The sequence below is a fragment of the Ureaplasma urealyticum serovar 8 str. ATCC 27618 genome, from assembly GCF_000169535.1.
Classification (GTDB): domain Bacteria; phylum Bacillota_I; class Bacilli_A; order Mycoplasmatales; family Mycoplasmoidaceae; genus Ureaplasma; species Ureaplasma urealyticum.
Genome location: NZ_AAYN02000002.1, coordinates 287,306 through 302,849, shown reverse-complemented (window position 1 = coordinate 302,849; position 15,544 = coordinate 287,306). Strand labels below are relative to the sequence as shown.

Genomic DNA, 15,544 nt, shown 5'->3' with positions numbered 1-15,544 from the left:
ATTCTCCTAAAAATAAATTTGTTATGATATTTAATTTTATATTAAAAGGTTTTTATTTGGAATAAAAAATTATTTAAATTTAACTTTTTCAAATTCATTTTCATCAAATACTTCTAAGAATTCACGCACTAAATCAAAGGCTGCTTTCATATCTTTAACTGTTGCTACACCAATTGGAGCATGTAAATAACGTTGTGGAATTGATAATCCAATTGTTAATACACCACCATCTGGTCCATATTGTAATTCTTCAGCATCAGTTCCGCCACCTCTTGCAACGTATTTGTATAATGGAATATTATGTTTTTTTGCTAATGCTTCAAAATATTTTACTAATGCTGGATTAACTAATGTTCCACCATCTTTCATTCTGATACATACACCATCATTTAGTTTTGTATCACCTTCTGGGCATTTGTATGTATCATGTGATGTTGTTGTATCAATAACAATACCAATATCTGGTTTAACTTTTGAAACAACTGTTTTTGCACCACGCAAACCAACTTCTTCTTGTACTGTAGCAGCAAAATAAGTTTGGTTAGGAATAACTTTATCTTTTAAGCTATGTACTAATAAATCTAAAACAGCAACGCTAACACGATTATCAACAGCTTTACCAACAATATAGTTTTCGTCATGGAAATTTAAAGATGGACCTTCCATGTAAACTTCTGTTCCGATTTCAACTCCTAAATCAAGCGCTTGTTGTTTTGAACTAAAACCACAATCAACAAACAATTCTTTAACTGGTACAGCTTTACTACGTGCTTCTGGTTCTAAAATGTGAATTGAAGTATGGCCAAATACACCTGTATATTGACGTTGTTCATCAACATAAACTTTAGCCACTGATCCAATAACAATATTTGGTCATACACCACCAACCATTGATAATAATAATTGACCATTATCAAGAATTTGTTGAACAACAAAACCTACTTCATCCATATGTGTAGCAATTAAGATTTTAGGACCTTTGTTTGAATTTGTTTTTTTAAAGATAATTGATCCTAGATTATCACGTTCATAACTAACACCAACATCTTTTAATGATGTTTTTAGTTTTGTAGCAACACGTTCTTCATGACGTGACATACCGTATATTTCCATATATTCAATTGCTTTTTGTCTAATTTCTTTTTCACTAAATTTACTCATAAATTACTCCTTCTTTAAAACATTTAAAGGAACATTATCAATGGTTTCAAGGCCATCAAGAACTCCTTCTTCAATATATGATAAGCTAGCACCCCCTCCAGTGGATATAAAATTCATATACTTATCCAATCCTAGGTATTCAGCATGACTTGAAGTGTCAATATCACATATAATTGTATAAGCGCCACGTGTTGTTTGTTTTGCCATTGATTTACATATTTCAGTTGTACCTTGAGCATAATACTTAATATTTTCAATAACACCAAACGGACCATTTAATAAAATGGTTTTAGAACGATAAATTTCATGTTTAATAAATTTTAAACTGCGTTTACCAATATCTAAGCCATATAGTCCTTCAAGACCTTCATCAATTTTACGATAAATAGGTCTTGTATCACTAAAATCATTATTACACAAAAAATCAAAACAAATTAAAATTTTTTTACCATATTTTTCTAAAATGTTGTTACAATCATCAATCATATTGCGTTCAACTAAATTTAAACCAACATTATAGCCTTGAGCATACAAGAATGTATAAACTAAACCACCACCAATAATAACTTGATCAGCACGCTCGCACAACACTTCAATTGCTTCAATTTTATCAGCAACATGGTTCCCACCTATTAAAGCTAAATAAGGACGCTTAGGAACTTCTAAAGCAATATCTAAATGATTAACTTCATTAACAATTAAAAATCCTAATGCACTTTTTTTAGCAAATTTCGCGGTTTGGTAATTTGATGATAGTTGACGATGAGCAACACCATATGCATCATCAATAAAAATATCACCTAACATCCCTCAAAATTGGCCTAAAATTTCAGAACCATCTCATTCTAAACCAACATATTCACCTTCATCGCTAATATCGCAATAACGTGTGTTTTCTAAAATTAGAATGTCACGTTCTTCAAGATCATTAACCATTTGCACAACTGTTTCTCCATAATTTAGTGGTGAAAAAACAACACGATTAACATTTTTAGAAACACGCTCTCGAAGTTCATCAACAATAATTTCTAAACTATATTTACCACTTTGTTTATCTGCTAAGGTTTTAATACGACCTAAATGACTTAAAATAACAATTTTAGCATTGTGATTAATTAAGTAATTAATGGTTGGAAGTGATGCTCGTAATTTACGATCATTCAAGATTCGTTTATTTTCATAATCTAAAACTACATTTAAATCTAAATGTAAAACAACTGTTTTGCCATTTACATCAAGGTCTTTTATACTTTTTTTATTTAAACTATTCATCTTTAATACATCTGATCATATGGAGTAATTTTCATAATTGCTAAACCATTAGCTAAAACTTGTTTAACACATCAAACTAATGTATAACGTTGTGCTGATAAAGCTTTATTGTTTTCATCATTAATTTTAATATTCGCATAATAATTATGAAAAATTTGCGCTAAATCATATAAATAATTACTAATTCGATGTGGTTCACGATTATTTGCAGCATTAGCAATTGTTTGTTTATAAAAATGAAGTTGATTTAATAATTCACGTTCACGAGTTTCAATTAATAAATCAGTTTTAAAATCAAATTCATAAACTTGTTTATTTAATACTTGGTTAGCACGAGCATGAGCGTACTGAACATAGTATAAGGGATTGTTGTTGTTTTTTGATAAAGCAATATCAACATCAATAACAACGTGTGAATTCATAGATGAAGAACCTAAGAATCAACGCAAGGCATCTTTACCAATAATTTCAACTAAATCTTTAATAGTTAATGATTGACCACTTCTTTTTGAAAGTTTAAATTCTTCATTATTTTTAACTAATTTCATCACTTGAGCACAAACAATTTCTAAATTATTAGGATCATATCCTAATGCGCTCATTGCTGCTTTTAAACGAGCGATATAACCTAAATGATCTGTTCCTCATACATCAATTAATTTAGTCGTATTATCTTTACTAAATTTATAATCATGATAAGCAATATCTGGAGTAAAGTATGTGTATGAACCATCAGATTTGATTAAAACACGATCTTTATCATCGCCAAATGCTGTTGTTCTTAATCACAATGCGCCATCTAAAGTGTAAGTGTGTTGTTTTATTTTTGATAAAACTTCTAAAATACGTCCTGAACTTCGAATTCAATTTTCTGATGTATATGTGTCAATATATGTGTTAATTGATGCTAGATCTTTTTTGATTTCATCTAATAAATAACTAACAGCAAATTTTTTAATTTGTTCATTAACGATGACATCATCAATCTCTTCTTTTTCATTCAAACGCACATTAATGAATTGATCTTTATAAATTTCATATAAAGCTTGCGCTACTAAGTAAATTTCTTGACCATGATAAGCATCAGTTGGTAATTCAATATTAATATTTTGTAATTGTAAATAACGAACTAATACTGACATTGCTAATTTATCAATTTGGTTTCCAGCATCATTAATTCAATATTCAGTTTTTACATCATAACCATAAATTTTTAATAAATTAGCTAAAATATCGCCATAAATAGCATTAGCTGCATGAGCAATATGTAAATAACCAGTAGGGTTAGCTGAAACATATTCAACATTATAAGTAATATTTTTTTTAGCAAATTGACCAAACAAATCTTTTTGATCGTAAATTTGCGTTAATAAATCTTCATGATCCTTGGCTTTTAATGTAAAGTTTAAAAACCCAGGAGGTTGTAAATTAACTTTAAAAAATAAATCTTGATCTAAATTATTAATTATTTCTTTAGCAACTACTAATGGACTTTGGTTCACGCGCTTACTTAATGTCATTGCAACATTAGTGTAAAAATCCCCAAATTTAATGTTTTTTGTTTTATCAACAAGAACTTTAGTCTCAAAAATGCCCATTTTTTCTAAAGCTTTACTTAATTGCTCACTTATTTTTTGCGTAATCATCATCTAGTGTTATCCCTCAAATATAAACTACTTATAAATTTTATCACTTCTAAAAAATCTTAATATTAAAGAAAAAACCAACCAAAACATTTAAGTAATGGTTGGATTCATATACGTTTTAATTAAAAACTACGGTATTTATTAGCCTCTTTAATTTTTTCTTTACGACGAATTCTTGGACTTAAGTAATATTCGTGACGTTTAGAATCTTTTTTTGTTTCATTAGAAATACGTTTAAATTTCTTAAGAGCTTTTTCTAAATCGCCTTCAACGTTTACACCTCTTGACATAAATTCACCCACATTTCTGTTAAAAATAGATTACTTAAAATTATAATCCTTTTAAGGCATGAAATTTTAAAAACTTTAATATAAAGTCATTTCAGCAAAATTCTTAGCAATTTTACGTCCAACTTTAGCACCATAAACATTATCTAAACAAACTAAATCTGCAGTAATATGAATTGATAAATGTGTTAAATATGTTCCTATACCATAAAAATCAATTGCAGAATTATGTTTATTAAAATTTTTGATGCTATTTAAATCAATTGCACTTGAAGCAATTATTTTAATATGTTCACCACCATTGTTATCTAAATACTCACGTACTAAATCAATAAGATAAGGATTACACCCATGTAAATCATGGTTACGAACATTATCAAAAGTTGATAGTAAACTGTTGTCAATTAAATCTTTAGCAGTATCAATACGAACAGCATATAAACGATCAAACATATATCTTAGTTGTTCAAGATCATTTAAAACATTGTTGTTATAGTCAATAACAGCTATTAGTGGATCATTGGGAAAAGTTTGAGCAAACATTTCGCAAGCTAAATCAACTCGCCCATTATTTTGTTGAATTAACGCATGTGGCATTGATCCCATTACTTTACATTCATAATTAATATCTTTTAAAAATTCAACTTGTTTTTGGGTTACAAAATATTGCATTCCCCCAACAGCTGCTGCATACCCATCATATGGTTGTAAACTATAATCATCAGAACGATCTGACATATAGATAACTTTTTGTTCATCATTAATAACATTTAAAACGTTATAACAATTTGTCGCTACAGAACTACGACGAGCAAGAATTGAATCAATAATGTTTTCTAATCAACCAAAAATCTCATATGGTCCCTCAATTGCAAATAACGCTTCTTTGGGTTTAATAACATGACCATCTGGAACATAATAAATTTTTAATTGTTTTAATTCTTTTCTAGATAAACAAAATTCTAATAATGCTAAAACTTCGCTTGTTCCACACACCATAATAGGTGTTTTGCTAAAATGAGTAAATTGCATAATTACTGAATGGCTTGGAGCGTGTAATTCAATTATTTTACATGTTTTAATAAAATAGTGAGAAGTATAGGCTTTGTTTAACAAGTCACGATCAAATTTAAAATCAATTAAACGTGTATTTGGAATAACTGGTCCCATAGATTATTTTGGACTTTTTTCTTTCATAAACATATTATGGAAAGTATTAGTAAAAATATAAACGCAACTTGTAACAACTCAAGCTCAAAGACCGCCTTTTAAAGCAGTGCCAAATTGATCAGTTGTTGCTTGTGTTAAAACAATAAAACTAGCACGTTGGTCTTTTTGTTTTAATAATTGAAAGTATTCTTTTAATGCTGAATATTGCACACTAGTTGTTGCTGTTGCTCATATTCAAAAAATAATTGATAACACTAATATAGCGCCCATAACTGACTGCCAAATGATTTCGCTTTTATTTCATTCTTTTCCTAAATGAATCATTAAAACTCTTCAAATGCTAAAACCGATGGTAATAAATAATGAAAGTCCAGAACCAATACCAATGGCATATTTTGATGCAATAGCGTCAAAACTACCGATAATAGCTAAAGCAAAAGTTAAAAAAGCAAAAGCAATAATTAAATAGTTGGCAATTTTACGTTTTTTAATTGTGCCAAATAAGAATTGAATAGTTGAACGATTTTTTTTTGTTTTGTTTGATCCCATAATCTTAATTCTTTAATAATCTCCTTAAATGTTCATTATAAGTAAACTTATTTATCGTAAATAATATAATCATTTAATTATAACAAGTTTCACGTTTTAAATTATATTGACTAAATAACTTTTAATGTTTAATCACTTTTTTTATATAATACAATAATTAAAAAGGATTTAACAAAATGAGCACAAAAGCATTTAACCCAAAAGAACGTGTTACTAAAACCGTTGTTCTAAGTGATCTTGATCAGCATCAAAATTATTCAAAAAAACATAAAAAAATGGATTTTAAAAAACGTGTTGTTTTATCAATTTTTTTAATTTTATTGACTTGTGGTGCCATTATTTTATTAGTTTTTGTGATCACTGAATTATTTAGATTAAGTGCATAAAAAATTAATCTTATGATTTTTAGTCAAAATACTAAACATTTATATATTCACATTCCATTTTGCAACCATATTTGCACATATTCTGATTTTAAGCGAATTTTAAAAACTGTACAATCAAAAGATATTTTTAAAGATTTTTTAAAAGATGTGCAAATGCGAATTAAAAATTTTAAAACAAAGCAATTTGAAACAATTTATTTAGGTGGTGGTGTACCTAATTGTTTGAGTAATTGTGAACTCAAACAATTATTGCAAACCATTTTTCCTTATGTAAGTAATAATTGTGAATATACTATTGAATGTAATCCTGAACTCATAAACCAAACTCAAATTAATCTTTTTAAAAAATATAAAATCAATCGTATTAGTCTTAACGCACAATCATTAAACAATAATATCTTAAAGAAAATGAATTATATTCATACTAATCAAGATATTAAAAATGCGATTGATTTATTCTATAAAAACAAAATATTCAATATTTCATGCGATTTCTTATATTGTTTAACAATGTTAACATTAAAGGATTTAGATGATATTTTTGATTTTATTGTTCAGAATAAAATTAATCATGTTTCTTTTTATGGTTTAGAAATTAAAGATGAATCAATTTTAAAAAAACTTAACATTAGTATTAATGAAGATCAAGATGCTGAACAAATGAGTTATGTAAATAATAAATTTGCATCCTTAAATTTTAAACATTATGAAGTATCTAATTGAGTAAGTGATTTAAAATATGTTGCAAAACATAATTTAGCTTATTGGCAAACCAAAGATTGAGCTGCAATAGGATGAGGCGCTCATGGTTTTGAAAATAACATTGAATATTTCTTTGATGCTCCAGTCCAAAAGCCTGTATTAATTAAAAAAATGTTGACAAAGTATGATATTTATCAACAAATTTTAATGATGGGTTTAAGATTAAAAGAAGGTTTAAATCTTAATGAAAAAATTAATAATGATGCTTATCTATATTTTAAAGATAAGCTTAAATATATTAGCATCAATAAAAAAAATCATCTAGTTGTTGATGATTTAAATTTATTAAATTCAAGTATTTTAGACATTTTTTAATATAAATTAATTAGATTTAATAATAATTGTGTTGTGCTTGATGATGAAGAATTAGTTAAGCCAAAATATAAACCTAATATTAAAACTAATAATATAATGAAAATGATTGGGATTCAAGCAAAATACATTAAAAAACGAATCATTTCAATGTATTTAACTTCTTCTTTAGTTCAATATACTAAAATAAAATTATTAAATAATTTAACAAAACGATTATGTTGTGCTTCACGTTGCTCACAACTAAATAAATTAATCACTTTTTTTTGATCTTCAATTAAATTTGTTTTTAATTTGACAATCTCAAGCGTTTGACGTTCAATTAAATCTCATTCTTTAAATAATCCTAAATTATTTTTAATAATAAATTTTGCCATTGCTTTATAAGCTGGTTTATTAGCATCATAAGATTGATAAAGAATTTGAATTAAATAAGGTATTAAAATAAAATAAGATGAGCTTTGATAATAATAATCAACTAAGGGTTGTTCTAAGTTAATTTCTTTTTTTAAAATATCATTAGCGATTTTTTTTACTTCATTTAATGGAAGTTTAGATATAACATTTTGGTTTTGGTTTAAAAAAGTTTTTAGAGTTGTATAAATTTCTAAAATAATTTGTTTATTTTGTTGGTGGATTTCACCATTATTATCAATTCCATTAATAAACGTTTTTGATCATATATCATAAAACGTTTTTTGAATTGGTTTTAGTTTAATTTGTAAATTAATTAAATTTTTAATTTGTTCCATATCTTTAAATCAATTACACCATATAATGTTTACTTAAACGTGACTTTTTTAATTTTTGTGTTTTAGTAGCAATTTTTTTATAAATTTCATCAATATCGCTAATGTCGCCTTCTTCTTTTATTGCTTTAAAAACAAAGCCACGATCATTGTTTTGTTTTGGAATAATATGCATGTGGGTGTGCATTACTACTTGACCAGCACCAGAATTTGAATTCATTAAATAATTAAAACCTAAAACATTTGGGAAAACTTCTTCTAAAACAAAAGTCATGTTTTTTGCTAAACGCATCATTCCATCTAAGTAAATTGGATCAGTTAATGAGAAATTACGATAATGTTTTTTAGGAATAATTAAAATATGTCCATCGCTTGCTGGTTGAATATCTAAAATTGCTATTGCAAATTCATTTTCATCAATAATTTTTGAAATAATTTCACCTTTTAAAATTTTACAAAAAATACAATCTTGCATTAATATGCCTCTTCTCTTTCGCCATCATCATTATCTTGAACTATAGCTTTTAATTTATTATAATCCACAACTAGAATAATTAATACGATAAAATTGATTACAAATAAAACTACAAAGAAAAAGAATTGCAATAATAATGAAAATACAAGATATGCTTTTTTTAGTTTCGCTTCTTTAAAAATTTTATTGAAATTCTTGATTTGTTTTAACATTGAAACATGGGCAATAAAAGATGCAAACATAAAAATCATATAAAGGATTATAAATAATGCTGAACCAATTAATGACACAATGTTTAAAATATTAGCAAGTTCTCGATTATCTTTAAAAAACTTTAAAAAAACTTTTTCATTAAACTTTTGAATTTGAGGGTGTGGTTTGTATTCAATTATTTTAATTAGTGCACGAACTAAATCCTTTTTTTGTACCAAAACATCAAAGTCAAAGTTCTTAAAATTATCAATTAAATCAGGATTTTGTTGAATAGTGTTAATAATATTTTGGTTATCGTTAAGATTTTTTATATAATCTGGATTTTTTAAAAAAACTTCAAATATTTCATAATTATTTTTAATAATATCAATTAATTTATCATCTACTTGAAGTTTGTTTAAATCAACTGTTTTATAAAACTCGATCGCATGTTTTATTTCTTGTAAATTTAAGTTTTTAGTAAAACTATTAATTAATGTTACATTTTTAACAGCTAACGCTAAAATATTATTTTCTTTTTCATTTTCTAAACTAGTTTTAATGATGTTAAATAAATAATCATCAATATGATAAAGATCTTTTAGCATTTGTGGATTTTGTTTGATAATATCCATATATTTTTCATTAGCTTTTAAATGATCAATTAAATTTGAATGGTTTTTAATTAAATCTAATAATTCTGGTTTGGCTTGAATTTGTTTGATTAATTCTTTATTATTTTGGGCAAATTTTAAAATCTCAGGTTGTTTACCAGCTACTTCAATAAATGCCTTATACTCACTAATTTGTTTTAAGATTTCTTGATTATCACTAATTGTTTTTAAAATTTGGGGATTGTTTTTAATAGCATCTAAAATTTCTGGTTGGTTTTGTAATTCTTTAATTAAAGTTTTATTTTTAATAATAAAATCCAAGACTTCTTCTAAATTGTTAAAAGGTTCAATTTTTACACTTGTTAAATATTTTAGTTGTGGACTAGCATCATAAATTTTTGTTTTAATAAAATCAGTAATTGTTTGAATATTTCCAGAAATAATTCATAAAGCTAAAAAAGCAATTAGAAATAAAATAAAGAAGAAAATAAAAATTTCAAAATTTAAATGTCGTTTTCTTCTTTTTAAAATTTGATTAAACATGAACAACTCCTGATTTTATATAAAAATATTAAGATATTTTATAATTTTAAATTAATTTTGTAGAATACTTATTTTTTAAAGCAGCAATCACTGGAATAGCAATTATATATAGTCCAAAATTAATTGCCATTGAGCCAAAAGTTACTAAAGAATTATAAATCATTGAAGGAGCAAAAGGCGTATTATAGAAAAGTGTTCCTTGAATACTATAACCCATCCAAACAATAAAATATCCAATAATTGAAAAACTAAAAACTAATAAATAAGTTCAAAATATTTGTTTTTTAATTGTTTGATTTCATTTTTTAGTAATAATTAAAATTACATCTATAAATAAGATCAAACCAAATCCATAATGTGGCATTAAATATCCAAAAAAGGGCTCAGCACTAAAACCAATCGCAAGCATAACCAGTGGAGCAATAATATAATACATTAATTTATAATAAAAATTAGGAATGCAAACAATTGCTAAAACAAAAATTCCCATTTGTAATTGTCAACTAAAACCATTTAAGAAATCTAAATTTTTAGTTAAGAATCGCCCTATTAAAAATAAGGCAAGAAAAAAAGCAGCTAAAACTAAATTATAAATAATTGACTTTACACTTTGATTTTTAAAATCAAAATATTTTTTTAATGATTCTTTAATAGAAATTGGTTGATTGCTTTGTTTTTTAAAATATTGAAAACAAAATCTTTTATTTTGATTGATCATAATAATAAACTAAAAAATAATAAAACATATTTAAAATTTTACTAGATTATCTTATATTTTGAAATTATCATTATTTATTCAAATAAATATTAAAAATATAATTTTTAATAAAAAAAGCTTAATGTCATAAAACATTAAGCTTAATTAAAATTAAAATGGGGCGATTAACGGGACTCGAACCCGCGAAAATACCTGAGCCACAATCAGGCGTGTTAACCAACTTCACCATAACCGCCATATAACCATATTATTATAGCATTTTGGTTATATTTTTAGTCATTCTTTTTAAGAAAACGAAAACTAACTTTTTTAATCCGTTGCCCTTGCATGACAAACTTCTTCTCATATTCTGTGGGAATATTTTTTAATAATTCAACATTGTTTACAAGAGCATACAAATTGTAAGTTAAAAATAAAATTTCATATTTAGTTAAATCATTTAATAAAACATCATAAATTGTGTAGTGAAATAAACTTTCATTATCTGTTTTAAATTCAATAAGACCGTCATCTTTTAAAAGAGCTGCAAACTTTTCTAAAAAATATGGATTTGTTAAACGTTTTTTAGCATGACGTTTTTTTGGTCAAGGATCAGAAAAATTTAAATATATTTTATCAATGCTTTTTGAATTTAATAAATCTAAAATTGCATTAGCATCAAAACAAATCATTGCTAAATTATCTAATTTATGTTTTAAAGCTTTTTTATGGGCTTTAACAATTACTGTTGGAAACTTTTCAATGCCTAAATAATTAATTTGGGGATTGCGTAAAGCATTTTCAACAATAAAGTCACCTTTTCCCATTCCAATTTCAATATGAAGTGGTAAATGAGGGTTTTTAAAAACTTTTGCTAAATCATTTTTAAGAAGTTGTTGATCATTAACAATGTATTGTTCTTGTGATTTTAAATAAAGTGGTGCATTAGCATTATTTCGTAAACGCATAAAAATTACTCAAACTTCTTATGGGGTTCATATTTAAGTAAATCACTAAAATCATTTTGACGCAACACTTCATAAATCCCCATAGCAACACTGTTAGCAATGTTTAAACTTCTTAAATTAATACTTGTAGGAATGCGAATTCAATTTTGAGGATATTTTCTTAAAATATCATGATCAATTCCTGTTGATTCTTTGCCAAAAACTAAATAAACATCTTCTTTATTCAAATTAGCATACTTATAATCGCATGGTGCTTTTGTTCCATATCTAGTAAAAAAATAAATTTGATTTTCAATAATATTATTCTTTGCAATAAATTCATAGAAATCATCATATTCAAATAACTTTAGTTCATCTAAATGATTAGCAGAAGCACGAACAAAATCTTTATCAAAACGTGCTTTATCTAAAATAAATCCATAAGGTCTTATAAGATGTAAATTTGCATTAAAACCAACGCACATTCGAGCAATATTACCCGTATTTAAAATGATTTCTGGTTCAAATAAAACAATATGTAACATTTTTTAATTCACCTTTTGTTTTAAATCAGCAAAAATTTTTAATAAATTTGCTTGTTCTTTCTCTAAATTATTTAACTTATCTTTTTCTTTAGCAATTAGTTCTGTTGGAGCTTTATTGACAAAACCTTGATTGTTTAATAAATTAGTTGCGCGTTTAATTTCGTTTTCTAAATATTTTAATTGTTCGCTAACCTTTTTAATTTGTGTATCATAATCAATAGATTTTTCATATCAAGTTTTAAGAATAAAATCATCAATAACAAGTTCATAAGTGCAACTATTTACACTACTTTTTTTAATTTCACTTACTTTAGCGTTTACTAAAACTAATAGTAAGTTAATTAATTTTATATTCGAATTATAAAATTCATCATTAGCTGATACTAATTCAAAACAAAGATTTGTTTTATTATTAATATTTTCTTGTAAACGTAATTTTCTAATTTCTAAAATAATTTTTGCAATTTTATTAATAATGATTGATTCAAATTCGAAATTAACCATTGGATATTTTTGTAATAAAATTGATTCATTTGTTTGATTTAGATTTAATCAAATCTCTTCACTAATATTAGGAGCAAAAGGATGTAACATAATTAAAATTTGATTAAATACATAACGAATTGTTTTAATGGTTTCATTCTTAAATGTTGTATCTTGTAATAAAACTTTTGTATATTCTAAATAGTTGCTTGCGAAAGTATTTCAAATAAAATCATATAAATCTTTTGTAGCAACAACTAGATTATATTTATCCATATTTTTATTCATTTCAACACTTAATTTTGATAATTCAGCAATTATCCATTTATTAACATCACAAAACTCATGAACATCTTGAATACTAAAACTTTCATTAATTTCATCTAAATTTTCAATATATTTAGCAATGTTTCAAATTTTATTTAAATAATTTCAATTAGCACCCAAACGTTCTGTTGAAAAGTTTAAATCTTCACCAACTGTTGTAGATGATGCAAAAAATAAACGCATAGTATCTAAACCATATTCGTTAATAATATCAAAAGGATCAATACCATTTCCTAATGATTTTGACATTTTTTTACCTTGTGCATCTCTAATTAAACCATGAATTAAAACATCTTTAAATGGTCTTTTTTGAACTAGATATTGGCTAAAATTCATCATTCTTGAAACTCAAAAAAATAAAATATCCATACCAGTAACCATTAAAGCTGTAGGGAAATAGCGCTTAAAGAATTGATCATTACTATTTCATTTTGTTGTTAGTAATGGTCACATTCCACTTGAAAATCAAGTGTCTAAAACATCTTCATCTTGAATTCAATTTTCTAAATCTTTTGGTGGTGTTGTATTGCAATATATTTCATTAGTTTTTTTATGATATCAAACAGGAATTTGGTGTCCTCATCATAATTGTCTTGAAATACATCAATCTTCAGTATTTTCTAATCATGTTAGTAAAGTTTTATTAAAACGATTTGGATAAAAATCTACTTTATCATTAAAATCATTTTGCATTTTAATTGTGTTTTTTACTAAATTATCCATTTTAATAAATCATTGATATGATAAATATGGTTCAACAATTTCATTAGTTCTTTCACTAAAACCAACGTTAGATTGATAATTTTCAATTTTAACTAAATGATTACTTTTTTGTAATTTATCAACAATTAAAGCACGAGCTTGTAAACGATCTAAACCTTTAAATTCAGCACATTTTTCATTTAAAGTACCATCTTCATTCATAATATTGATTAATTCTAAATTATGTTTTTTAGCTAATTCATAATCATTAAAATCGTGTGCAGGTGTACATTTCATTACCCCTGTACCAAATTCAATATCAATATAGTCATCTAAAATAACTGACATTTTTGCATTATTAATTGGGTTAATAAAAATTTTATTATGCAAATGAACGTAACGTTGATCATTAGGATTCATAATTAGATGTTTATCACCAAACATTGTTTCTGGTCGTGAAGTTGCTACAATAACAAAATCTTTTTGGTCTTCACTAGAATATTTAATATAATATAGTTTTTGTTCGATTTCTTTGTGAATTACTTCAATATTACTAATTGCAGTTTTTAGTTGAATATCTCAGTTAACTAATTTTTTAGCTCGATAAATAATGTTTTCATTAAACATTTTTACAAAAACTTCACGCACAGTTTGAACAACAGGTTCATCTAATGTAAATAAATAATTGTTATAATCTAATCCTAATCCTAAGGCATTTCATTGTTTATGAATATAATAAGTTTGTTCATCTTTTCAAATTTTTAATTTTTCTAAAAAAGCTTTTCTTCCTAAAACAAAACGATCAACTTGTTCGTTTGTTTTTAAAATTTTTTCAAATTTAGTTTGAGTTGCAATTCCAGCATGATCAGTTCCAGGAACGATAAAAGCATCATATCCTTGTAGTTTTTTATAACGCATTAAAATGTCTGGCAAGGTAAAATCGTAAGCATGCCCAATATGTAAATGTCCTGTAACATTAGGTGGTGGTAAAACAATTGCAAAAGGTGGTTTTGTACTATTTGCTTGAGCTTTAAATAAATTATTTTCTTGTCAAAATAGAAGTTTATTAGATTCAACTTCTTTAAATAAATAATTTTTATTTAATTTCTTCTTCACTACTCTTCTTCTCCTCTTTTTTTAAAAGCAATTGCTTTTGTCTAGTTTCAATCACAACTTTTTTCATTAATGCAAACAATGTAGCAACATTGGTATTTTTTTGAGCAGAAACACATAATAAACGATCAACACTAATATTTAAAAATTTCGCGATTTTTTGTTTATTGTTATCAAAATGTGATTTATTAACCTTATCAACTTTATTTAAAACAACAAAATGAGCGTAATTTTGGTTTTCAAAATAACGACTCATTTCCACATCATCATTTGTTAATACGTTAATATCGCAAATTTGAAAAACAGCACACAAATTTTGACGATATCCTAAGTATTGATCAATAATTGTTGCTAAATCTAATTGTTTATCTTTACTAACTCTTGCAAATCCATAACCTGGTAAATCAACTAATCGAAAACTATTAAAATCAAAAAAGTTAACTAATTGTGTTCTTCCAGGTGTATTTGATGTTCTTGCAATTTTTTCGTTTGCTAATGCATTAATTAAACTTGACTTACCAACATTTGATCGACCAATTACACAAATTTCAAATTGTTTATCTACTGGGTATTGATCAAAATATTGTGCAGATTTAATAAATTTTGCCATAT

The 15,544-nt window shown here is 25.4% G+C and carries 16 protein-coding genes and 1 tRNA gene; 2 read left to right on the top strand and 15 right to left on the bottom strand.

Annotated features, from left to right (window positions below; all coding sequences use genetic code 4):
- Positions 1–69: 69 nt before the first annotated feature.
- The 6 genes from UUR8_RS01395 to UUR8_RS01370 form a co-directional block, all read right to left on the bottom strand.
- On the bottom strand, positions 70–1,161 hold the full coding sequence (locus tag UUR8_RS01395; protein ID WP_004026122.1) for a M42 family metallopeptidase: 1,092 nt from the start codon (positions 1,159–1,161) through the stop codon (positions 70–72).
- A 3-nt stretch (positions 1,162–1,164) separates the two neighbouring features.
- Positions 1,165–2,433 (bottom strand): phosphoglycerate kinase, encoded by a 1,269-nt coding sequence (locus tag UUR8_RS01390; RefSeq protein ID WP_004025993.1) that lies wholly within the window; start codon positions 2,431–2,433, stop codon positions 1,165–1,167.
- A 2-nt stretch (positions 2,434–2,435) separates the two neighbouring features.
- Positions 2,436–4,079, bottom strand: coding sequence for an arginine--tRNA ligase (gene argS / locus UUR8_RS01385; RefSeq protein WP_004026827.1), 1,644 nt, complete (start codon positions 4,077–4,079; stop codon positions 2,436–2,438).
- A 122-nt stretch (positions 4,080–4,201) separates the two neighbouring features.
- Positions 4,202–4,369, bottom strand: a complete 168-nt coding sequence (gene rpsU / locus UUR8_RS01380) for a 30S ribosomal protein S21 (RefSeq protein ID WP_004025786.1) — start codon at positions 4,367–4,369, stop codon at positions 4,202–4,204.
- A 75-nt stretch (positions 4,370–4,444) separates the two neighbouring features.
- Complete coding sequence (locus UUR8_RS01375) at positions 4,445–5,536, bottom strand: nicotinate phosphoribosyltransferase (RefSeq protein ID WP_004025729.1); 1,092 nt, start codon at positions 5,534–5,536, stop codon at positions 4,445–4,447.
- Positions 5,537–5,539: 3 nt separating this feature from the next.
- Positions 5,540–6,085, bottom strand: coding sequence for a hypothetical protein (locus UUR8_RS01370; protein WP_004025623.1), 546 nt, complete (start codon positions 6,083–6,085; stop codon positions 5,540–5,542).
- Between the two features lie 176 nt (positions 6,086–6,261).
- Here UUR8_RS01370 and UUR8_RS01365 point away from each other — a divergent pair, with 176 nt between their 5' ends.
- On the top strand, positions 6,262–6,471 hold the full coding sequence (locus UUR8_RS01365; RefSeq protein ID WP_004025583.1) for a hypothetical protein: 210 nt from the start codon (positions 6,262–6,264) through the stop codon (positions 6,469–6,471).
- A gap of 12 nt (positions 6,472–6,483) precedes the next feature.
- Positions 6,484–7,548 carry a coproporphyrinogen III oxidase family protein gene (locus UUR8_RS01360; RefSeq protein ID WP_004025864.1) on the top strand — a complete coding sequence of 355 codons (1,065 nt, stop codon included), beginning with the start codon at positions 6,484–6,486 and terminating at the stop codon, positions 7,546–7,548.
- Here UUR8_RS01360 and UUR8_RS01355 read toward each other — a convergent pair.
- From UUR8_RS01355 to yihA, 9 genes are all read right to left on the bottom strand, one after another.
- On the bottom strand, positions 7,545–8,297 hold the full coding sequence (locus tag UUR8_RS01355; RefSeq protein WP_004025672.1) for a hypothetical protein: 753 nt from the start codon (positions 8,295–8,297) through the stop codon (positions 7,545–7,547). The genes UUR8_RS01360 and UUR8_RS01355 overlap by 4 nt on opposite strands.
- A gap of 13 nt (positions 8,298–8,310) precedes the next feature.
- Entirely contained in the window at positions 8,311–8,769 is a 459-nt protein-coding gene (locus tag UUR8_RS01350; protein ID WP_004025939.1) for an HIT family protein, read from the bottom strand.
- Complete coding sequence (locus tag UUR8_RS01345) at positions 8,769–10,118, bottom strand: hypothetical protein (RefSeq protein ID WP_004026032.1); 1,350 nt, start codon at positions 10,116–10,118, stop codon at positions 8,769–8,771. The genes UUR8_RS01350 and UUR8_RS01345 overlap by 1 nt, the downstream gene beginning before the upstream one ends.
- 46 nt (positions 10,119–10,164) lie before the next feature.
- Positions 10,165–10,836: a hypothetical protein gene (locus tag UUR8_RS01340; RefSeq protein ID WP_004025990.1), complete on the bottom strand. Its 672-nt coding sequence runs from the start codon at positions 10,834–10,836 to the stop codon at positions 10,165–10,167.
- Positions 10,837–10,992: 156 nt separating this feature from the next.
- Positions 10,993–11,071: transfer RNA gene (locus UUR8_RS01335), tRNA-His, on the bottom strand.
- 37 nt (positions 11,072–11,108) lie between these two features.
- Positions 11,109–11,783: a tRNA (guanosine(46)-N7)-methyltransferase TrmB gene (gene trmB, locus UUR8_RS01330; protein ID WP_004026055.1), complete on the bottom strand. Its 675-nt coding sequence runs from the start codon at positions 11,781–11,783 to the stop codon at positions 11,109–11,111.
- 5 nt (positions 11,784–11,788) lie between these two features.
- Positions 11,789–12,307 carry a tRNA (cytidine(34)-2'-O)-methyltransferase gene (locus tag UUR8_RS01325; RefSeq protein WP_004025546.1) on the bottom strand — a complete coding sequence of 173 codons (519 nt, stop codon included), beginning with the start codon at positions 12,305–12,307 and terminating at the stop codon, positions 11,789–11,791.
- 3 nt (positions 12,308–12,310) lie between these two features.
- Complete coding sequence (locus tag UUR8_RS01320; RefSeq protein WP_004025784.1) at positions 12,311–14,935, bottom strand: valine--tRNA ligase; 2,625 nt, start codon at positions 14,933–14,935, stop codon at positions 12,311–12,313.
- Positions 14,916–15,542: a ribosome biogenesis GTP-binding protein YihA/YsxC gene (gene yihA / locus UUR8_RS01315; RefSeq protein WP_004025617.1), complete on the bottom strand. Its 627-nt coding sequence runs from the start codon at positions 15,540–15,542 to the stop codon at positions 14,916–14,918. Before yihA ends, UUR8_RS01320 begins: the two co-directional genes overlap by 20 nt.
- Between the last annotated feature and the right edge of the window lie 2 nt (positions 15,543–15,544).